At 71.2% G+C, this 22069-nt stretch carries 12 protein-coding genes; 5 read left to right on the forward strand and 7 right to left on the reverse strand.

Annotated elements, in window-relative coordinates:
• Positions 1-234: 234 nt before the first annotated feature.
• A complete protein-coding gene (locus ACILSK_RS21810; protein ID WP_395729292.1) occupies positions 235-1287 on the reverse strand; it encodes a hypothetical protein in 1053 nt (350 codons plus the stop codon).
• A 189-nt stretch (positions 1288-1476) separates the two neighbouring features.
• On the opposite strand from ACILSK_RS21810, the gene aspS reads away from it, so the two are divergent.
• The 4 genes from aspS (at position 1477) to ACILSK_RS21830 (ending at position 10402) form a co-directional block, all read left to right on the forward strand.
• Complete coding sequence (aspS, locus tag ACILSK_RS21815; RefSeq protein WP_395729293.1) at positions 1477-3297, forward strand: aspartate--tRNA ligase; 1821 nt, start codon at positions 1477-1479, stop codon at positions 3295-3297.
• Positions 3298-3459: 162 nt separating this feature from the next.
• Positions 3460-6897 (forward strand): DUF2126 domain-containing protein, encoded by a 3438-nt coding sequence (locus tag ACILSK_RS21820; protein WP_395729294.1) that lies wholly within the window; start codon positions 3460-3462, stop codon positions 6895-6897.
• Positions 6894-9527, forward strand: coding sequence for a circularly permuted type 2 ATP-grasp protein (locus tag ACILSK_RS21825; protein ID WP_395729295.1), 2634 nt, complete (start codon positions 6894-6896; stop codon positions 9525-9527). The genes ACILSK_RS21820 and ACILSK_RS21825 overlap by 4 nt, the downstream gene beginning before the upstream one ends.
• Positions 9524-10402 carry a transglutaminase N-terminal domain-containing protein gene (locus ACILSK_RS21830; protein ID WP_395729296.1) on the forward strand — a complete coding sequence of 293 codons (879 nt, stop codon included), beginning with the start codon at positions 9524-9526 and terminating at the stop codon, positions 10400-10402. Before ACILSK_RS21825 ends, ACILSK_RS21830 begins: the two co-directional genes overlap by 4 nt.
• A gap of 409 nt (positions 10403-10811) precedes the next feature.
• Here the strand turns inward: ACILSK_RS21830 and ACILSK_RS21835 are convergent, their stop codons facing one another.
• Positions 10812-12371: an FGGY family carbohydrate kinase gene (locus tag ACILSK_RS21835; protein WP_395729297.1), complete on the reverse strand. Its 1560-nt coding sequence runs from the start codon at positions 12369-12371 to the stop codon at positions 10812-10814.
• 169 nt (positions 12372-12540) lie between these two features.
• On the opposite strand from ACILSK_RS21835, the gene ACILSK_RS21840 reads away from it, so the two are divergent.
• Positions 12541-13575 (forward strand): zinc-binding dehydrogenase, encoded by a 1035-nt coding sequence (locus tag ACILSK_RS21840; RefSeq protein WP_395729298.1) that lies wholly within the window; start codon positions 12541-12543, stop codon positions 13573-13575.
• A 60-nt stretch (positions 13576-13635) separates the two neighbouring features.
• Here the strand turns inward: ACILSK_RS21840 and ACILSK_RS21845 are convergent, their stop codons facing one another.
• From ACILSK_RS21845 to ACILSK_RS21865, 5 genes are all read right to left on the reverse strand, one after another.
• Positions 13636-16278, reverse strand: a complete 2643-nt coding sequence (locus tag ACILSK_RS21845) for a LuxR C-terminal-related transcriptional regulator (RefSeq protein WP_395729299.1) — start codon at positions 16276-16278, stop codon at positions 13636-13638.
• A 324-nt stretch (positions 16279-16602) separates the two neighbouring features.
• Entirely contained in the window at positions 16603-18162 is a 1560-nt protein-coding gene (locus tag ACILSK_RS21850; protein ID WP_395729300.1) for an FGGY-family carbohydrate kinase, read from the reverse strand.
• Between the two features lie 172 nt (positions 18163-18334).
• Positions 18335-19702: an iron-containing alcohol dehydrogenase gene (locus tag ACILSK_RS21855; RefSeq protein ID WP_395729301.1), complete on the reverse strand. Its 1368-nt coding sequence runs from the start codon at positions 19700-19702 to the stop codon at positions 18335-18337.
• A complete protein-coding gene (locus ACILSK_RS21860) occupies positions 19699-20541 on the reverse strand; it encodes an HAD-IIA family hydrolase (RefSeq protein WP_395729338.1) in 843 nt (280 codons plus the stop codon). The genes ACILSK_RS21855 and ACILSK_RS21860 overlap by 4 nt, the downstream gene beginning before the upstream one ends.
• A gap of 152 nt (positions 20542-20693) precedes the next feature.
• Positions 20694-22037 carry a dihydrolipoamide acetyltransferase family protein gene (locus ACILSK_RS21865; protein WP_395729302.1) on the reverse strand — a complete coding sequence of 448 codons (1344 nt, stop codon included), beginning with the start codon at positions 22035-22037 and terminating at the stop codon, positions 20694-20696.
• Positions 22038-22069 lie beyond the last annotated feature (32 nt).

The following is a 22069-nucleotide window of genomic DNA, read 5'->3' on the forward strand; positions in this document are numbered from 1 at the left end:
TGCTCACTGACGGGTGAGTGGTGCAGGGCCGGTCTTCTTGCGCCGGTGGTGTACCGGTGGTTCTTCGTTCTCCGGATCGACCGCCCTCGACCCGCCGACGGCAGCCCATCGGTGAGCCGACGCTCGATCCGCATTCGACCGTGCCGGCGACCGGTCGGTGGCCGGCACGGTCCTGCTCGACCTGCGCCGAGTCCGGGTGCCGGTCAGTCCGGGTGCCGGTCAGTCCGGTGCCGGTCAGGCGCGGTGCCGGCCGCCCAGGGTCGCCGCGTCGTGGGTGACCAGGTGTGCTCCGCCGGCCGGCGCCTGCCGCCGCCGGCCCAGCAGCACCAGCCCGACCCCGCCGACGAGCAGTGCGCCGCCCAGCGACACGGCCCACCCGGTGTTCGCGCCGGTGTAGCTCAGGCTGCGACCCTGCGGGTCGAAGGCGGCCAGCGACGCGACGGGCGCGTCCACGGCGGCGGCGACCACGGTGATCGGGATGGATGCCTGGATACCGCAGGTGACCCCGACGACGGTGATCGTGTGCTGCCCGGCCTCGGTGCCGGCCGGGATCGTCACCGTCGAACTCGCGGTGCCGTCGGAACCGGCCGTCACCGTGCCCAGCAGCACGGGCGTCGAGTGCAGCTCGATCCGCACCTGCTCGCCGGGGGTGAAGCCCTCGACGGACACAGGGATCGAATCGCCCGGTCCGACCTGCGTCTGGGGCACCGAGACGGCGGGGATCCGCCCGGTAGCCGGGTTGACCGTGCTGGCCAGTGCCCAGGTGACCTCGACCTGGTCGTAGGCGGTGCTCGTGCTCCAAGCGGTCTGGGTCACGTTCTGGGTGATGTACTGCGCGAAGTAGCTGGTCGGGCCCGGCTGCGCCTGGACGATCGTGCTCAGCTGGGTGTGGTCGACGGTCTGCTCGATCGTCGTCGGCACCTCGCGGTCCACCGTCCGGTCCACCGTGATCGGGATGGTCGTCGTCTCGGTCACCGTCGTCGGGATGGTCGTCGTCTCGGTGGTGGTCTCGGTGACGGTGACGGGCTCGGCATCCTCGTAGACGGTGGTCGTGTCGTAGACCGTCGTCGGGTCGTAGACCGTGGTCGGGACGGCCTCCGTTGTGGTCTCGGTCGTCGTCACCGTGTCGGTGCAATAGACGTAGGACGTCTCACTGTCCGGTTTGCCACAGACCGGCTCGGCGGCTGCGGCGGCCACCGGCAGTCCGACGAACAGGGCGGTGGTCGCGACGACCAGGCAGGAGCCCAGCAGCCAGTTCATGCCCGGGCGGGCGTCGCTCGTCGTCACGGTCCAGCCTCCATCACGTCGGATACCAGGTGGTGCAAGCCCTTCTCAGACCGGCACTCGATCCGATGGAGTACGTGCAGGACGAGGATTCATCCGAATGGAGCAGCTGACGTCCGCCGGCGGTCACCGGGTCCAGGGTGCGGCCGTAGGATCGTCCGGGTCCGCCGCCCCCGTCCCTAGGAACGTCACGTGCTCCGCGATCGCAACGCCGGTTCCCTGCGCCCCTCCGACGACGGCACCACCGTCACCCTGGCCGGCTGGGTCGCGCGCCGCCGCGACCATGGCGGGGTGATCTTCATCGACCTGCGGGACGCCTCGGGCGTCGCCCAGGTGGTGTTCCATTCCGGCGAGGTGCTGGCCGCCGCCCACCACCTGCGCAGCGAGTACTGCGTGCGGGTCACCGGCACCGTCGCCGTCCGGCCGGAAGGCAACGAGAACCCCGATCTGCCGACCGGCGGGATCGAGGTCGAGGCGCTCACCCTCGAGGTGCTGGCGGAGTCCGCACCGCTGCCGTTCCAGATCGACGACAGCATCGCCGTCGGCGAGGAGACCCGGCTCAAGTACCGGTACCTGGACCTGCGCCGCCCGGCGCAGGCGCACGCGATCCGGCTGCGGGCACAGATCAGCAAAGCCGCGCGGGCGGTCCTCGACGACGCCGACTTCGTCGAGATCGAGACCCCGACGCTGACCCGGAGCACCCCGGAGGGGGCGCGCGACTTCCTGGTGCCGGCCCGGCTCAAGCCCGGCTCCTGGTACGCGCTGCCGCAGTCGCCGCAGCTGTTCAAGCAGCTGCTGATGGTGGCCGGGATGGAGCGGTACTACCAGATCGCCCGCTGCTACCGGGACGAGGATTTCCGCGCCGACCGCCAGCCCGAGTTCACCCAGCTCGACGTGGAGATGTCGTTCGTCGAGCAGGACGACGTCATCGCCGTCGGTGAGCAGGTGCTGGCCGCGCTGTGGCGGCTCGTCGGGCACGAGATCGCCCTGCCGATCCCGCGGATGACCTACGCCGACGCGATGGACCGGTACGGCTCGGACAAGCCCGACCTGCGCCTGCCCCTGGAGCTGACCGAACTCACCGGGTATTTCGCCTCCACCCCGTTCCGGGTGTTCCAGGCTCCGTACGTCGGCGCCGTCGTGCAGAAGGGCGGGGCGAGCACCCCGCGGCGCGGCTTCGACGCCTGGCAGGAATGGGCCAAGCAGCGCGGCGCCCGGGGCCTGGCCTACGTCACCATCGCCGACGACGGCACGCTGGGCGGCCCGGTCGCCAAGAACATCTCCGAGGACGAGCGGGCCGGGCTGGCCGCGGCCACCGGGGCCGAGCCGGGCGACGCCATCTTCTTCGGCGCCGGCGCCCGCAAGAGCACCCAGGAGCTGCTGGGCGCGGCCCGGTTGGAGATCGGCCGGCGCGGCGGGCTGATCGACGAGAGCGCCTGGTCGTTCGTGTGGGTGGTCGACGCGCCGCTGTTCGAATTGGTGGGCGAGACGTCTGATGACACTGCCGTGTCGGTCGGGGGCGCCGGCAGCACCTGGACCGCGGTGCACCACGCGTTCACTTCGCCCAAGCCGGAGTGCCTGGACACGTTCGACACCGACCCCGGGTCGGCGCTGGCCTACGCCTACGACATCGTCTGCAACGGCAACGAGATCGGCGGCGGTTCGATCCGTATCCACCGGGCCGACGTGCAGGAGCGGGTGTTCTCGGTGATGGGGCTCAGCGCCGAGGACGCGAAGGCCAAGTTCGGCTTCCTGCTCGAGGCGTTCACGTTCGGCGCGCCGCCGCACGGCGGCATCGCGTTCGGCTGGGACCGGATCGCCATGCTGCTGGCCGGGGCCGACTCGTTGCGGGACGTGATCGCGTTCCCCAAGTCGGGCGGCGGGTTCGACCCGCTGACCGCGGCGCCCGCGCCCATCACCCGGGAACAGCGCAGGGAGGCGGGCGTGGACTTCGTGCCGCCCAAAGCCGGCGACAAGGTTGGCGACAAGGCCGCCGTGAAGGACGGCGAATAGCGGCCGGTCCGGTCGGCCGGTCGACGGGGTTGACGGTCTCCGTCGCAAGCCGGAAACACGCCGGCGAATAGAGTGTGCGACCAGCGGGTGCGGCCGTCGGCCGGACCAACGGTGACCCTGCAGCGTGGCGGGGCGGTTCTCGCGACGTATAGAAGGAGCAGCGTGGGTATCAAGGTGGCGTTGGAGCACCGCACGACCTACCGCTTCGACCGGCTGGTCACGATCCATCCGCACGTGGTCCGGCTGCGTCCGGCCCCCCACTCGCGGACGAAGATCGACTCGTACTCGCTGACGGTCGAGCCGGCCAACCACTTCGTGAACTGGCAGCAGGACCCGTTCGGCAACTTCATGGCCCGGCTGGTGTTCCCCGAGCGGGCCCGCGAGCTGAGCATCACGGTCGGCCTGGTCGCCGACCTGGCCGTGGTGAACCCGTTCGACTTCTTCATCGAGGAATACGCCGAGCACTACGGGTTCGCCTACCCGCCGGAGCTGGCCGCCGATCTGGAGCCGTACCTTCGGCCGGTCGACGAGGGCGGCCCGGGCACTGGGCCCGGCCCGCTCGTCAGCGGGTGGCTCAAGAACTTCACCATCGCCGACGAGACCCGGATCGTCGATTTCCTGGTCCAGCTCAACGCCGCCGTGCAGCAGTCCGTCGGCTACTCGGTCCGGATGGAGCCGGGCGTGCAGACCCCGGACTTCACGCTGAACACCGCGATCGGGTCGTGCCGCGATTCGGCCTGGCTGCTCGTCTCGCTGCTGCGCGAATTGGGCCTGGCCGCCCGGTTCGTGTCCGGGTACCTGGTGCAGCTGACCTCCGACGTGGCGTCCCTGGACGGTCCGTCCGGGCCGGCCGCCGACTTCACCGACCTGCACGCCTGGGCCGAGGTCTACATCCCGGGCGCCGGCTGGATCGGCATGGACCCGACCTCCGGCCTGTTCGCCGGGGAGGGGCACATCCCGCTGTCGGCGACCCCACACCCGTCCACCGCGGCCGCCATCACCGGTTCGACCGGCGTCGCGCAAACCACCCTGGAGTACTCCAACGTCGTCCGGCGGGTGCACGAGGACCCGCGGGTCACCCTGCCCTACACCCCCGAGCAGTGGGCCGCGGTGCGCACGGTCGGCGAGGAGGTCGACCGGCGGCTGACCGGCTCGGACGTCCGGCTCACCATGGGCGGCGAGCCGACGTTCGTCTCCATCGACGATCTGACCGCGGACGAGTGGACCACCGCCGCCGACGGCCCGCACAAGCGGGAGCGGGCCGGCGTGCTCGCCGAGCGGTTGCGCGCGATCTACTCACCGAACGGGATCGTGCACCGGGGGCAGGGCAAGTGGTATCCCGGTGAGCCGCTGCCGCGCTGGCAGATCGTGCTGCACTGGCGGACGGACGGGACCCCGCTGTGGTCCGATCAGTCGCTGTTCGCCGATCCCTGGGCGCGGGAGTCGTCCGAGGACCTCGACGGAACCGGCGCCGCCGGTGCCGCCGGACCGCAGGGGCGGCCGGCCGGCGTCGCCGACGCGCGTGCATTCACCGAGGCGGTCGCCGCCTACTTCGGGTTGCCGGCCACCCAGGTCCGGCCCGCGTTCGAGGACCCGCTGGCCAAGCTGGCCGCCCAGGTGCGGCTACCGGCCGGGGAGCCCGTCACCGAGGACCTCTCGGACGACGCCCCGGACGCCCGCCTCGAGTTGCTGACCCGGCTGGACGCGACGGTCACGGAGCCGACCGCGTTCGTGCTGCCGCTGCACCGGTTGCCCGCCGAGGAGCCGGCCGACGCCGAGGCCGACGCGTCGGCGGCGGACGCCGCCGGAAAGGTGCCGCCGGCGCCGCCGGCGACGATCGGCTGGGCCAGCGCCGACTGGAACCTGCGCCGCGGCCGGATCGTCCTGCTGCCGGGTGACTCGCCGGCCGGCCTGCGACTGCCGTTGGACGCGATCTCCTGGCAGGCGGCGGAGCCGCCGGTCGACCCGGACCCGCTGGAGACCAAGCCGACGTTGCCGGCGCCGCAGGAGACCCGCCCGCGGGCGGTCGTCGTCGGCGCCGACGGGGTGCCCACCACCGCGCTGGTGATCGAGGCCCGGGGCGGGTTGATCAACGTCTTCCTGCCGCCGATCGAGGAGCTCGACCCGTGGGTCGAACTGATCGGTGCCATCGACCATGCGGCGTCCGGCCTCGGCCTGCCGCTGGTGCTGGAGGGTTACCCGCCGCCGGGCGACCCGCGGCTCAAGACGCTGTCCGTGACCCCGGACCCTGGGGTCATCGAGGTGAACGTCCAGCCGGTGTCCAGCTGGGACGAGCAGGTGGCGTTGACCACCACGTTGTACGAGCAGGCGCGGTTGAGCCGGCTGGCCACCGAGACGTTCGCCGTCGACGGCAGCCACCGCGGCACGGGCGGCGGCAACCACATCACCGTGGGCGGGGCAAGCCCCGCCGAGTCGCCGCTGCTGCGCCGGCCGGACCTGCTGGTGTCGTTGCTGACCCACTGGCAGCGGCACCCCTCGCTGTCGTACCTGTTCTCCGGGCAGTTCATCGGCCCGACGTCCCAGGCGCCCCGGGCCGACGAGGGCCGCCCGGAGAGCCTGTACGAGATGGAGATCGCCTTCTCCGAAATCCACCGGCAGATCCGCCCGGATGGGTCGGTGGCACCGTGGGTGGTGGACCGGGCGCTGCGGCACCTGCTCACCGATCTGACCGGCAACACCCACCGCGCCGAATTCTGCATCGACAAGTTGTACAGCCCGGATTCGGCCCGTGGCCGGCTCGGGCTGCTCGAACTGCGCGGCTTCGAGATGCCCCCGCATGCGCAGATGGCCCTGGTGCAGGCCCTTCTGGTCCGGGCGCTGGTCTCCCGGTTCTGGGACGAGCCGCTGTCCGCCCCGCTGATCCGGCACGGCGACAACCTGCACGGACGATTCCTGTTGCCGCACTACGTGATCGCCGACATCGCCGAGGTGGCCGCGGATCTGCGGGCGCGCGGTCTGAATTTCCAGACCAGCTGGCTGGACCCGTTCTTCGAATTCCGGTTTCCCCGGCTGGGCACGGTGTCGGTCGGTGGCATGGGCCTGGAGCTGCGCTGGGCGATCGAACCCTGGCGGGTGCTGGGGGAGGAGGCCACCGCCGGCGGCACCGCCCGGTACGTCGACTCGTCGGTCGAACGACTGCAGGTCAGCCTGACCGGTGCGTCCGGGCCCGGGCAGGTCTGGGTGACCTGCAACGGCTATCCGGTTCCGCTACAGCCCACCCACGTACCCGGCCTGCTGGTCGCCGGCGTCCGGTACCGGGCCTGGCAGCCGCCGAGCTCGTTGCACCCGACCATCCCGCCGGACTCGCCGCTGGTGTTCGACGTGGTCGATGCGGTCAGCGGAGTGTCGTTGGGGGGCGCCACTTATCACGTGTCCCACCCCGGTGGTCGCAGCTACGACACCCCGCCGGTGAACGCGATGGAGGCCGAGTCGCGGCGCACCCGTCGGTTCGACGCCGCCGGGCACAGCCCGGGCGAGATCGACATCAACCAACTGCGGGAACGGGCCGGGTTGCTGGCCGTCGACCACAACGCGCCGGGCATGCTGGATCTGCGCCGGGCCAGGGCCATCTGTCGGTGAGTACGACGGGCCCGCGCAGCGTCTCGCCGACCACCGAGGTGACCGGCGCGGCGCCGGCGCGGGTGTCGGTGGTCGAGGCGTACCTGGCCCGCAACGGCATGTTCACGCCGGGCGTGGGCGACCCCCGCCGGTACGACGAGATGACAGGTCTGGACGGTGATCTGCTTCCGGGCTGGGCCGAGCTCGCCGCGGAGATCGACGCGATCGGACAGGCGGGCCTGGCCGGGTTGCCCGGCCAGGTCGACCGGCTGCTCGAGGACGACGGGGTCACCTACACCCCGGTCGACGCGGTGTCCGGGCGCCCCGAGGCGACCCCGGCCGGACCCGAGCACTGGCGGGTGGATCCGCTGCCCCTGGTGGTGGCCGACACGGACTGGAACCGGTTGGAGGCCGGGCTGATCCAGCGGTCGACGTTGCTCGACGCGGTGCTCACCGACGTGTACGGGCCGGGCAAGCTGATCGAGAACGGTTTACTGCCGGCCGAACTGGTGTACCGGCACCCCGACTACCTGCGGCCGGCGTTCGGCATCACCATCCCCGGGGCCCACCAGCTGTTCTTCCACGCCCTGGACGTGTGCCGCGACATCGACGGCAGCTTCCAGGCGCTGGGCGACCGGACGCAGGCGCCGTCGGGCGCCGGGTACGCCATGGCGGACCGCCGAGCGGTGTCGAAGGTGCTGCCCGACCTGTTCCGGCGCACCGTGCCGCGGGGGCTGTCCGCGTTCTTCCACACCATGCGCTCGGCCCTGGCCTCGGTCGCGCCGACCGAGTCGGAGGATCCGCGGGTGGTGGTGCTGACCCCGGGCACCCATTCCGAGACGGCCTTCGACCAGGCGACGCTGGCCTCATTGCTGGGCGTTCCGTTGGTGGAGAGTGCCGACCTGACCATCCGGCGGGGCCGGCTGTGGATGCGGTCGATGGGCCGGTTCGAACCGGTCGACGTGGTGGTGCGCCGGGTCGACGCCGCGTGGTCCGACCCGCTGGACCTGCGCCCGGACTCGCGGCTCGGGGTGGTCGGCCTGGCCGAGGCGTGCCGGCGCGGCACCGTGACGGTGGTCAACACGCTGGGCAGTGGCGTGCTGGAGAACCCCGGCCTGCTGCCGTACCTGCCCAAGCTGGCCCGGGCCGTGCTCGGCGAGAATCTCAAGATCGAGTCGGTGCCGACCTTCTGGTGCGGCGCCGAGGGCCAGCGCCTTTACGTGCTGGACCACCTGGAGAAGATGGTGCTGCGCTCGACCGTCCGGGCGCGGTCGGAGTTCCCGGCGATGATGAGCCGGGCCGAGTTGGCCACCTGGCGGGCGCGGATCGAGGCCGAGCCGGGTCTGTGGGTCGGCCAGGAGGTCGCGCCGTTCTCCGAGGCGCCGATGGCCACCCCGGACGGCCTGACCGCCGGGCAGGTCAGCCTGCGACTGTTCACCGTCTCGCACGGCTCCGGATACGTGGCGATGCCCGGCTCGTTGGGCCGGGTGCAGGAGGGCTCGCTGACATCGGCCGGCCGGGGCCGGACCAGCGTGGCCAAGGACGTGTGGGTGCGGTCCGGTCGCGCCGACGCGCCGGACCGGCGCGAGGGCCGGGAGTGGCTCTACGAGGGTCCGCTGGTCGTCCCCGAGCCGGTCGAGTCGGTCGCCTCGCCACGCGTGCTGGAGGACATGTTCTGGCTGGGCCGGTACGCCGAACGCACCGAGGACCTCGTCCGGCTGCTCATCGTCGCCCGCTCCCGGGTGGACGACTTCCGTTTCCGTCCCGAGCATCTGGGCGCCGGCTGTGTGCCGGTGCTGCTGTCCGCGGTGTCCCGGGTGTCGGGCACGCGGCCGATCGGGGCCGCCGAGGACCCGACCCGCCGGATCCGCGAACTCATGCTGGACGGGACCGAGAACGGTTCGGTGGCCCAGTCGCTCGCGGGGTTGCGGGAGTCGGCGCGGTCCGTCCGCGACCAGCTGTCCGGGGATACCTGGATGGTGCTGGCCGGCACCGACCGGGCGGTGGGCGAACTGGCCGATGCCCCGGCCGAAGCGGGGATGCTGCTGGCGTCGGCCCAGTCCGAGGTGCTCTCCGGCATGCTCTCGCTGTCCGGGTTGGTCAGCGAGAACATGATCCGGGACCCCGGGTGGTACTTCCTGGATCTGGGCCGGCGGATCGAACGCGCCCAGCAGGTGGTGGCCCTGCTGCGGTCCACGCTGGTCCGCTCGCACAGTTCGGCCGTCGACTCCCTGGTGGTCGAGTCCGTGCTGGCCGCGAGCGAATCGGGCGTGACCTACCGGCGCCGGTACCGCGGCCGGATCCAGATCGCGACGATGCTCGAGCTGCTGCTCCTGGACGTCGGCAACCCGCGGTCGCTGGCCTACCAGGTGGCGGCCGCGCGCAACGACCTGCGCGCGTTGCCCGACTCGTCCGGCACGTCCCGGCCGCAGCGGCGGCTCGAGGAGATCGACGCGACGCTGCGCCGGGCCCGCCCGGTGGACCTGGAACCCACCGACGCCGACGGCCTCCGCGCCGAACTGGACGCGCTGCTCGTCGGGCTGGCCGATGCCCTGCGCGGCACCGCCGATGCGGTTGCCACCCAGCACTTCTGGCACCCCGGCCCGATGCAGGCGCTGGGTGTGGTCACGATGGAGGGGATGTCCCGGTGACCCGGCGTTACCGCATCGAACACCGCACGGAATACCGTTATTCGGACGAGGTGTCGACCTCGTTCGGGCGAGGGTACCTGCGGCCGAGGGAGATTCCCGGACGGCAACGGTGCCTGAACTACTCCTTGACGATCGAACCCGGACCGTCCGACCTGACGCACGACATCGACGTGTTCGGCAACCCGAACAGCTACTTCCACGTCACCCACTCGCACACCGAGCTGGTGGTGACCGGGCTGTCCGAGGTCGAGGTCACGGTGCCCGCATCCGACCCGGACGTGCTGGCCCAGCCGTGGGAGCGGGCCCGGCCCTCCGGGTTCGACGACGCTAAGGCGGTCGAGTTCACCCTGGCCTCGCCGTTGGTCCGGATGCCCGGACAGGTCCACGACTACGCGCGGGCGACGTTCACCGAACGCCGGCCGATCGGCGAGGCCATCATCGACCTCACCCACCGCATCTTCACCGAGTTCAAGTACCACCCCGGTTCCACCAATGTGTCGTCGACCGTCGCCGACGTGCTGGAGGCCCGCGCCGGCGTGTGCCAGGATTTCGCGCACGTCGCGGTGGCCTGCCTGCGGTCCGTCGGCCTGGCCTGCCGGTACGTCTCCGGATACCTGGCCACCGACCCGCCGCCGGGCAAGGAGCGAATGGTCGGCGCGGACGCCAGCCATGCCTGGGCCGCGGTCCGCCTGGCCGACGGCAGCTGGCTCGGTTTCGACCCCACCAACGACCAGCTCGCCGACGAGCGGTACACCATCGTCGCCTGGGGGCGTGACTACGACGACGTCCCGCCCTTGCGCGGCGTCATCTACACCGACGCCGAGTCCAACGAGATGGACGTCTCCGTCGACGTCGCCCCCCTCACCCTCATCTGACCAGCCGCACCCTCGCCCGCTCCCGTCGGCGCCTGCCGGACCCGTACTCCGTCGACGCGCGCCCATCCCGCGCGGATCATCTATGCCGGCGCGGATGAACTGACGCGAAATGTGACGGATGTGCACCGTGTTGCCGATTTCATCCGCGCGATTGTGCACACGGGATCGGCGGGGTCGGTGCACCCGCGCGCCGGTGCAACATGCCCGGCCGCGGCGTGGAGTTGTCCACCGGTCGTCCGGTTCTGCGCGGATGAAATGACGCGAAATGTGAATGGTGGGACAGAAGTTGGCGACTTCGTCCGCGCCTGCGTTGTTGATCCGCGCGGGAAGGGGGGGATGCCGCGAGCTCGCGGCGCCGACGACGAGGTCGGCGTTCGCGGGCTCGTGGGCGGATGGGTCGTGGCCGGGCTCAGACCAGGGCGGCCGACTTGCGCACCGCGCTCTGCAGGGCGTCCCAGGAGGCGAGGGTGGACGTGCGGATGTCGCGGTAGACGCCGAAGAAGTCGTCGTAGACGGCGGTCTTGCGCAGGTCGGGCTCGTACTCGCGGACGATGTTGACGGTTCGGTCGGTGCCCTCGCCGTAGCTGCTGTAGATCCCGGCGCCGACGCCGGCGACGATGGCCGCGCCCTTGGCGCCGAACTCGGAGCCGGCCGGGATGATGATCCGGCGGCCGAGCACGTCGGCGAAGATCTGCGACCAGACGTGGCTGTTCGCGCCGCCGCCGGCCATCCGGACGGTGTCGACCTGGGTCGGGATGGCGTCGAGGCAGTCGCGGATGCCGAAGGCCACGCCCTCGTAGACCGCACGCAGCAGGTGCCAGCGGTCGTGGCTACCGGTGATGCCGTTGAACGAACCACGGGCGCTGGGCTTGACGAACGGCGCCCGCTCGCCGCCGGGGGCCAGGTACCCGTGATAGATGACGCCGCCGCAGCCGATCGGCACCTCCTTGATGTTCGCGTCCAGGTAATCGAACAGGCCGACCTCGCCGGGCTGGGCCGAGGCCTCCCGGCGGAACGGGTCGCCGAACTCGCGCAGGAACCAGTCCAGGTTCGGTGTGCAGCAGTTCATCCCCAGGGCGCGGATCCAGGTGTCGGGGGAGTGCGGGATGACCCAGCCGACGTCGGCCGGCAGGATCTCCGAGCCCAGGTTGTCGGTGGCGACGGTGACGATGCCGGCGGTGCCGATGACCGCCATGCAGTCGCCCGGGCGGGCGACGCCGACGCCCAGCGAGGAGGCGGTGATGTCCATCTGACCCTTGAACACCGGGGTGCCCTCGGCCAGGCCGGTGACGCCGGCGGCGTGCGCGGTGACGGTGCCGATCTGGTCGACCGGGCTCTTGATCGGTGGGAGCGCGCGGCGGGTCCGCTCGTCGAAGCCCCAGGCGGCGTTGACCTCGTCCGACCACTGGCGGTTGCGGACATCGATGCCGGCGAGGGAGGCGTCGGAGGCGTCGGTCGATGCGTCGCCGGTCAGGTTGTACTCGATCCAGTCCTTGCACCACAGGTTGGTGGCGCCCTCGAGGATCTCGGGCTCGTTGTCCTGGCGCCAGCGCAGCAGGGCCGACGTGGTGCCGGCGTACGGGCCGGTGCCGGAGATGTTGAACTGCTTGCTGACGGTGCCGTCGAGGTACCAGCCGTCGATGATGTCGCCGGCCCGGCCGTCGGTCCACAGGTAGGCCGGCCCCTTCGGCTTGCCGTCGGCCCCGATCAGCCAGGTGCCGTCGCCCTGCCCGGTGGCGCTCAGCGCGACGATCTCGTCGGCCCGCACGGAACTGTTCGTCAAAGCGTGTTGAATGGCCTCGGTCCCGGCGACCCAGACCTCGTCCATGTTCTCCTCGGCCAGGTGCGCCTGCGGATTGGTGATCGGCACACTGCGCGCGCCGCGGGCGATCTCGTTCCCGTTGACGTCGAAGATCGCGGCCTTGACGACGGACGTACCCGCGTCCAACCCGATGATGTACTCGGCCATGTTGCTCCTCTGCGGTGAGGTCGTTTCAGGAGATTCCGCGCATCAACCAGCGGTGTGCGGTCAAGTGTGACGGGCGGCATGGCCAAGCGCAATAGACATGTCCTACCGATTTCGTACGTGTGCATACATGTCTAGCCAAGGCCTTCCGGTGTCGATACGATCCATGCTCATGCGTGGATTGGTGAAGTTCGACTCGGGCCAGGGCAACGTCGAGTTGCGGGACGTCCCCGCGCCGGCCCTCGGCCCCGGGCAGATCCTGATCGACGTGGCGGCCGTCGCGATCTGCGGCACCGACCGGCTGGCCATCGAGGGCGGGCACGACCATGGCCGGGTACCGCGCGTGCTCGGCCACGAGGTCAGCGGCGTGATCAGCGCGATCGCGCCCGACGTCGACAGCGATCTGGCGGTCGGTGACCGGGTGACGGTGGAGACCGACGCCTACCTGTGCCACACGTGCGCGTATTGCCGGCGCGAGGAGTACAACCGCTGTCCCCACCGGCTGGGCATCGGGACCACCGCCGACGGCGGGCTGGCCGACCAGCTGGTGATGCCCGCCCTGGCCGTGCACAAGCTGCCCGACAACGTCTCCCTGCTGGCCGGCGCGCTGACCGAACCGCTGGCCGTCTCGGTGCACGCCGTGATCGAGCAGAGCCCGGTGCTGGCCGGCGAGGTCGTCGTGGTGATCGGCCCGGGTGCCATCGGTCAGCTCTGCGCCCAGGTCGCCCTGGCCGCGGGGGCCACGGTGGTGATGGTCGGGCGGTCCCGGCACACCGACCAGTTGGCGCTCGCCCAGCGGATGGGCGTCACGCACGTCGTCGACTCCGAGACCACCGACGTCGCGGCCTACGTCAAGGGACTGACCGACGGCTACGGCGCGCACACCGTGTTCGAATGCAGCGGCGGATCCGGGGTCCTGGAAGGCGTCATGCCGTTGCTGCGGCGCGGCGGGCGCATCGTGCTGCTCGCGTTCTTCCGGACCCCGCCGGCCGTCGACGTCGCCCGGCTGCTCAACCACGAGCTCGAGCTCGTCGGCTCCCGCGGCAAGCGCGCCTCGAGCTACCGGACCGCGCTGCGATTGATGGCGCAGGGGCAGGTCGACGTCGAGGCAATCGTCGGTGCCACCCTGCCACTGGACGAATGGGAGAAGGGCATCGAGCTCGTCGGCCGAGGGGTCAAGGTGGTGCTGGAGGTCCGGCCGCAGTGAGGGCGGCCGCCGGGTGATCCGGATCGGATCGCCGGCCGGCGCGTCCCGGCTCGCGAAACGTCAGAGCAGGCCCCGGGCCCGGGCGCGCTCGACGGCCTCGCGACGGTTGGTGACGTCCAGCTTGCGATAGATCGAGCGCAGGTGAGCCTTGACCGTGTTGACCGAGACGTAGAGGTCGGCGGCGATCTCCGCGGCCTTCAACATGGTGGGCAGGTACTTGACGACGGTCAGTTCCCGTTCGGTCAGCGGCTCGATCCGGGTGTCGTTGTCGGGGTTCACGGCCGGGGCGTCGAGGAACTCGCCGACGAAATCGGCGTGCTGGCCGTCGAGTGTCAGGTACCGGCGGATGGACCCGTGCAGCCGGCCGGACAGCTGCCGGAAGGGCCGGCGAATGCGCTCGGGCGCAGCGAGGTCGACCGCGGCCGTGACGTGTTCGTGCGCGACCGGGTCTCGGTGCTGCCGCTCGGCAATGGTGGCGAGGATCAAGCGGGCGGCGACGACCGGCTCTCGGCAGGTCCAGCCCGGTTCGATCACCGGTTGCAGGACCGACTCCGCCGCCGCCGTGGCGCCCAGTTCCAGGTGCGCTCGGGCGAGCGCGACCCGTTGCCAGCCTGAGCGGAAACTGCGGCCCGGCAACGGATCTCCGAGCCGGCTGATGGCCTCCGCAGGGCGATGGGCGAGGGTCAGCGCGTTGGCTCCGGCGATGATGGCCCACGTGCGGATATGACTCGGCGCGGCCGGGGTCGCCGCCAGGCCCGCCCGCAGGCGGTCGTCAGCCTCGAGCGCGGCGGCCGCGTCCGAACGCAGGATCGCGATCTCCACGGCGGCGATCGCCAACCCCAGCCGCACCATCCGGTCGGAACGACGCCCGCTGATGGCCAGTCCGCGCTTCACCGACCGGTCCGCCGCATCGGGGTCCCCGCGGGTCAGGTGCAACAGCCCGAGCGCCAGGTAGAGGCCGAGCGCCTGCGGTTCGGAACCCCACCCGCGGCGCTCGACCAGGCGGGCCGTCTGGCCGGCATGCTGGTCCACCCGGCGGCACCGGCCGAGCATCGCATCCAGAATGGACTGCTGGGCCACCGTGTTGAGCAGGCTGATCTCCAGCCCGACCTCGCCCAGCTGGCGGTCGGCCTCGGCAAAGACCTCGCCGGCGCCCGCGAAATCACCGGTCCACAACAGGGCCACCCCGAGGTTGGTGGCCATGATCGCCTGGAAGTGCTCGATGAGGGGAAGCTCGCGGACGGTCGCGCCGTCCAGCGAGCGCTCGATCGATCGGGCCAGGCTCAGCAGGGCGTCCGCGTCGCAGGTCATCCGGAAATAGGCGGTGTCGAACAGGTCGAGGACGACCTCGGCGGTGGCCCGCAGGTGGTCCGGTGCACCGTCGAGGAACTGGCGGGCGTCCACCGTGTCCTGGTGCATCGCCGCGTAGTCCCGGCCCTCCATGTGGTACGCGCAGGCGGCGATCAACACATACAACCCGGGCTCGGTCAGCGCTCGGCGGGCCATCGGTTCGACCGCGCTCGCGAGCGCTGCCGCCTGCACGGAGACGATCAGAGTGACGCAGGAAAGCAGGGTGCGCCCCGCGCCGTCCCAGTCCCGGGCAAGGATCGAGTAGCGCAACGCGTCGATCGGCTCGCCGTGCTGCACCAGCCACGCCGCGACTCGCCGATGCAGTTCGGGGACCAGGTCGCCGTGGTCCATCGTCAGCCGGTGCCGGAGCAGTTCGCGCAGCAGCGGGTGATAGGTGAACCACCGGTCGTCCAGCGCGGTCACGAACGCGTTGTCCGAGACCAACCGTTGCAGCACCTCGGCGCCGTCGGTCCGGTCGGTCAGCCGGTCGGCGAGGTCGGCGCACACCCGATCGACGATGCTGGTTCGCAGGAGAAACTCGCGATCGGCCGGACTCGCCCCGCCGATGACCTCGCCGATCAGGTACTCGGCGATGGCTCGGTTGCTACCGGTGACGCGTTCGATGCTGGCCGTCGGGTCGTCGCGATCCATCGACATCGACGCCAGCCGGAGCCCGGCCGACCAGCCCTCCGTGCGCCGGTGCAGTTGTTCGACCTGATCCGGACGCAGGTCGAAGCCGTCCAACCGGAACAGGGCGGCCGCCTCCTCCAGGGTGAAGGCCAGGTCCCGGCCGCGGATCTCGGTCAGCTGCCCGGCGGCGCGGAGCCGGTGCAGGGGCAGCACCGGGTCGGCGCGCGTCGTGATGACCAGCCGCAGCCGCGGTGGGCGTCGCGCGAGCAACGTGGCGAAGGAGTCCAGCACCTCCGGATCGGTGATCAGGTGAAAGTCGTCCAGTACCAGCACGACTGGTTCGGACAGGTCGGCGAACGCGGCGAGCACGCCGTCCACCTCCCGCGCGCCGAAGACGGTGGCCGGCTGGATCTCACCCAGGGCGCTGCCGGCGGGCACGACGCCGGTCGCCCGGATCGCCGCCAGGACGTCGGTCCAGAACGCAGGCGGTGAGTCGTCGGACCGGTCCAGGGTCAGCCAGGCGACGCGGTGGGTCGTGCGATGCCGTTCCACCCATCCGTGCACCAGGCTCGTCTTGCCGAAGCCGGGTCCGGCCACGACGACGGTGAGGTGCCGGTCGAAGGTTCGATCGAGGGTGGCATCCAGTCGCGGGCGACGGACCCGAGCGGAGAACGACAGGGGCGGGCCGATCCGCGGTGTCGACCGTGCCTCGGATCCGGCCACCCGGTCGCTCCTTCCTCGCGGGACAGCTGGGCGAGCTCCCACTCCGTCGGACCCGGACGACCCAACGATCGACCACGACGGAGCCAACCGGGGTTACCGTACCTACCCGGCCGGCCGGACCTGAACATGACCCGGATCAGCACTCGGACCGACGACCGCCGGGCCGAACGCCGAGCGGCCCACCCGCGACCGGCAGTCCGGCCGGAGAGCCGGGTCGCCGGGCGGGTGGGCCCGGACGGGAAGTCGACGGCGTGCCGACGCCCGCGGCGCGACGGGTCCCCGGTCGGAGGGAGGCGTCCCCGCGACCGGACACCGGCGTGCGGTCTAGAAGTAGCGGCTGGAGAAGTCCGACAGGGCCTGGTACTGCCCGCCGCTCGCGATGGACTCGTACAGGCCGCGGTAGATCTTGTTCGCCTCGTCGTACAGCGCCCGGGTCTTCTCGTTCGGCGTGAACTCGGACTCGACGTTCACCATCGAACCGACGGCCTCGTCGATCGAGGCGAACGAGCCCGAACCGAAGGCGCCCAGAATGGCGGCACCGAGCACGGTGCACTCGCGCTCCCTGGTGACCTTGGTCGGCTGACCGATGACGTCGGTCATGATCTGGGCGAAGCCGTCGGACTTCGTGCCGCCCCCGGTGAGCCGCAGGTCGGTGATGCCACCCTTGATGTCGGAGTTGAAAGCATCGACCACCATGCGCATCTCGTGCGCGCAGCCCTCGAGCAGGGCCCGCAGCATGTCGGCCCGGGTGTGGTAGAGCCCCAGCCCGATCCAGCCGCCGCGGGAGGCGGCGTCGTAGTAGGGGGTGACCTGGCTGGTCAGGAACGAGTGGAACATCAGGCCGTTGGCCCCGGGTGGCGAGGTCAGGGCCTTCTCGACCATGACCGCGTAGACGCTGCGGCCGCTCTTGTCCGCCTCGACCTGCTCCTCCATGCCCATGTTGTCGCGCCACCACTTCAGGCTGGCACCGAGCGCGAACGCGCCGCCCTCGATGTCCCAGGCGCCCGGCACGGCGTGCCCGCCCCACCACAGGTTGCGGCCCTGGATCCGGTCCAGGCTGTCCAGGTGGGCGACCATGACGCCGGCGGTGCCGACGGTGAACTCGGCCTGGCCCTGCTCGACCACGCCGGCGCCCATGGCGGCGCACTGCTGGTCGCCGGCGCCCCGGCACAGGGCCACGCCCTCGGGGATGCCGGTGGCGAACGCGGCCGCGGCGGAGACGACACCGGCCTTACCGGTGGGGATACCGACCGGGGGGAGCCGGTCGCGGTCGACCCCGCACAGCTCGAGGATCTGATCGCTCCAGTCGAGCTTCTCGATGTCGAGCATCCCGTTGAGGGTCAGCGAGGCGGGGTCGGTGACCCACTCGTCGGCGCCCATCTTGTACAGGAAGTACTCCTGCCCGTTGGCGAACCAGCGGGTCCGGCTGAACAGTTCCGGCTCGTTGTCGCGCAACCAGGCGAACTTCGCCGCCGACCACAGCGGCGAGAGCTGCATGCCGGTGTGCGTCTGATAGTCCTCCGCGGAGATCGTCTCGGCGAAGATCTCCTGATACTTCAGGGCGCGTCCGTCGTTCCACACCAGCGAGGGGGCCAGCGGGTTCTTCTCCTCATCCAGCACGATGAAGGTGCCGCGCTGGCTGGAGAAGCCGACCGACTGGTAGGCATCGGCCGGCAGGTCGGCGGCGGCCACGGCCTGCTTGCTGGCCGCGCAGATGCCCCGCCACACGTCGTCGACATCCTGCTCGATCCAGCCGGCGCGCGGCGAGTTGCAGGGGTACTCCTGGTATCCCTCGCCGAGGCGGTTGCCGTGCTGATCGAAGACCATCACGGTGCAGCCGGTGGTGCCGGCGTCGATGCCGACGAATGCCTGAATCGAGCTCATCGATGTCCCTTGAGGTGAGATGTGCAGCAGTGGACGGCGAGAATCGCCGGGTAGCAACGGCTACCGGAACGGGTCACGGACTCCTCTCGGCGGCGAGCGAGGCGGTCCCCGGTAGTCTAGGTCACATCTCTATACTTGTACATACATGTCTGGCGGGTTTCTCGACGCGGTCCTACAGCCCGCCTCCGGCCCCCGCCGCGCGGTCGAGCACCCGATCGATCAGGGCATCGTCCCAGCGCCCGGCCAGCAGCAGCAGATCGGTCAGGGTGAACCGGTCCCGCATGAACGGCAGTGAGCGCAGGGCCCACCGGGCCAGCTTCGCGTCGACCGCCGGGGTCAGGGCTGAGAACGTGCGGGTCGCGCTCCAGTTGGCCAATGCGGTCGCCGGCTTCTCCGGCGGGTGCGCCAGCCGGCGCAGGATCGCCTCGTGCCGCGGCCAGTCGTCGAAGAAGGCCCGCACCGCGCCGCCGTTGGTGGCCCACATGTCGAACTTGCGCCGCACCGAACGCCAGCATTCGGCGCCGACCCGGCCGGTGGGATCCAGGCCTGCCCAGCTGGCCAGCACCCGCTCCTGAAGATCCTCCGGCGGGACCAGGGCGGCCGGCTCGAGCGAGCCGAGATCGATGTCCTGTAGGGCGATCTCCCAGAGCGCGCAGGAGACCACGGTGGCCACCCCGACCTGGGCGCCGTGCAGGTCGTGCCCGGTCCCGGCGGCCATCGCGGCCATGTCCAGCAGGTGGCTGATCAGGTGTTCGACGCCGGAAAGCCCGGCGGTGGAACCGGTGTGGCCGATGGCCAGCCCGCCGATCGTCAGGATGTCGAGCAACGCCGCCAGCGCGGCCGGCTCGGCCGGGTCGAGGTCGATCAGCGGCTGGGCGGCGCGCACCACCGGGGCGATCGCGTCCTCGTCCCAGCCCTGGTCCATGCCCAGCGCGTTCGCCAGGTACCAGTCGGCGGGGGCGACCCAGGCGGCGACCGCATCGCCGATGCCCGACCGGGTCAGGGCCCGCGGCGCCTGACCGACCACGTCGTGATCAATGACCAAACCCCGCGGCCAGGTGGTGGGCAGCGTCCGCTTGGCCCCGTTGCGGACCAGGACGGACAGCGAATCGGCGTACCCGTTGACCGACGCCGCGGTCTGCACCGCGACCAGCGGCAGATCGAGCTCGGCGGCGACCGCCTTGCCGAGGTCGCTGACGGTTCCCGAGCCCACCGAGATCAGCCCGGTGACGCCGCGGCTGCCGTCGACGGCGGCGCGCACCGTGGCCTCGTCCAGGACGACGCCGTGCGCCCCGACCGCGGCGGTGACCGTCCGGACGGACCGGCCGGCGAGCCGGTCCCGGACGGCGGTCAGCACGTCGGATGCGCCGACCGCCTTGGGAATGCCGTCGTGCAGCAGCCCCAGCTCGCCCGCCGGCAGCAGCTCGGCCGCCACGTCGGGGAGGGCGTCCAGCGCCCCCGGCATGGACCGGATGGTCCGCATCGGCAGGTCCCAGGCGGCCGCGAATTCGGCGGCGGTCCGCGGCGGGGCGGCGGTCATGAGGAGGCCTCCGCGGGTCGCCGGATGAGCTCGAGCAGGTCGTCGATGCGATCCAGAACGATGTCCGGACGGAGCTCCGGCGGCGCCGCCGCGAGCATGTCGCGGTCGGTCTCGCCGGTCAGCACCAGGGCGCCGATCATGTCGTGCCGGCGGGCGAAGCTGATGTCGGTGTACAGCCGGTCGCCGAACATCACCGTCCGGGACGGGTCCAGACCGGTTGCCTGGGCGATGATGTCGAACAGGCCGCGCTCCGGCTTGCCGAACACCGCCTCGCACTCGATGCCGGTGCCGGCGGTGATGGCCGCGGTGATACACGCCGCGTCCGGCTCGCCCCGACCGCCCGGGAACGGGCAGAACCGGTCCGGGTTGGTGGCGACGAGCCGGGCCCGCCGATGGAACCACAACGCGTCGAACGCGATCTGCAGCTTGCGGTAGTCGAAGGTCCGGTCGTAGGAACTGATCACCAGGTCGATCCGCGCCGGATCGTCGCAGATCGACACGCCGGCCCGGGTCAGCGCGTCGACGAGCGGCTGCTCGCCGATCGGGAAGACCCGGGCGCCGGGCATTGTCGTGCTCACCCACCGCACCGTCGAGTTCAGGCTGGTGAACACGTCGTCGACGTCGGTGGGAATGCCCAGTCCGGTCAGCTTGTCCGCGTAGGTCACAGGGGACCTGGTCGGGTTGTTGCTGCAGAACACCGTCCGGACCCCGGTGTCCCGCAGCGTCTGGATCAACCGCCGGGCGCCCGGCAGTAACGCGTCGCCCAGGTAGACCGTGCCATCCAGATCGAAGATGGCGGTACTGAGGTCGACGTCAAGGCCGTTGACGCCCTTGGGCATGACCGAGCCACGGTCCGGTGCCGGCACGAGCTCCCTTTCCTGTTCGACACAGCGTTCCTGTTCGACACAGCGTTCCTGTTCGACACAGCGTTCCTGTTCGACACTGCGTTCCTGTCGGCACGGCCGGTCCTGGTGGACCAGGCCGCGTGCGGTCAGACGATGATCTGGATCGGGTGCTCGATCAGTTCCTTGAACCGGGCCAGCCATGTCGCGCCGATCACACCGTCCACCGGGCGGTGGTCGACCGACAGCACGACCTTGACGATGGTCGCTGCCGTGATCTCGCCATCGTCGCCGATGACCGGTTGCCGGACCGCCGCGCCGACGGCCAGGATGCCGGCCTGGGGCGGATTGATGATCGCGTCGAACTCTTCCACGCCGAACATGCCCAGGTTGGAGATGGTCAGCGTGCCGCCCTCCAGTTCGGATTGCTGCAGCTTGCCGTCGTTCGCCCGCCCCACCGCATCCTTGATCTTGCGGGAAAGGCTGGACAGGGAGAGATTCTCGATGCCAGTGATCACCGGAGTGACCAGGCCGCGCTCGCTGGCCACGGCCACGGCCACGTCGGCCTGCGGGGCCTGCAGGACCGCTTCCTCGGACCAGACGACGTTCATCTCGGGCACGTCGATCAGCGCCTTGGCCGCGGCCTTGACGAAGAAGTCGTTGACCGAGATCCGCTCGGTGCCGCCGGCATTGAGCTGCGCCCGGAGCGCCAGCAGCTCGTCCACCCGCAGCGAGACGCGCAGGTAGAAATGCGGGGCCTGCTGCTTGGACGCCTGCAGCCGGGAGGCGACGAGCTTGCGCAGCCGGCTGTGCGGCGTGGCCGCCCAGCCCGGCCGGACGACCGGCGCCGGTGCGGCGGCCGCGGGAGCCGGGGCGGCCGCCGGGGGAGCGGCGGGCGACTCTGCCGGGGCGGCGGGCGCCTGGTCGGCCGCGGCGAGCACGTCGTCCCGGACGATGCGGCCACCCGGGCCGGTGCCGGTCAGCGTGGCGAAGTCGATGCCCTTCTCCCGGGCGAGCTTGCGGGCGATCGGGCTGGCGAAGACCCGACCACCGTTGCGGTCGGCCGCCGGTGCCCCACCGTTGGTGCCGGTGGGGGGCGCCGGGGCGACGGTGTCCACCTGGGTCGCCGCGGCCGACACCGGTGGCGCCTGGGCCTCCTCGGGCGCCGAGGCGATCGCGTTCTGTGTCTCGGCCGGCGCGTCGGTGCCCACACCCAGCTGCGCCAGGAGCTTCTCGCCCTCGGCGGGATCCTCGTCGATCTCGAGCAGAACGGCGATCGGGTCGCCGACCGGAACGGTGGCCCCGTTCGCGACCAGCAGGGCGTGCACGACGGCATCGATGTCGGATTCGACCTCGACGACGGCCTTCTCGGTCTCCACCGAGGCGATCGCCTGCCCGCTGGTGATGGTGGCGCCCTGCGTAATGGTCCACGCCTCCAGCACCGCCTCGTCGGCGTCGGCCGAGACGCCGGGCATCCGGAACAGTGTTGCCATGTTCTCAGTCGTCCTTAATGAGTGTCGGTGAG

The organism is Nakamurella sp. (assembly GCF_044224575.1).
GTDB lineage: Bacteria > Actinomycetota > Actinomycetes > Mycobacteriales > Nakamurellaceae > Nakamurella.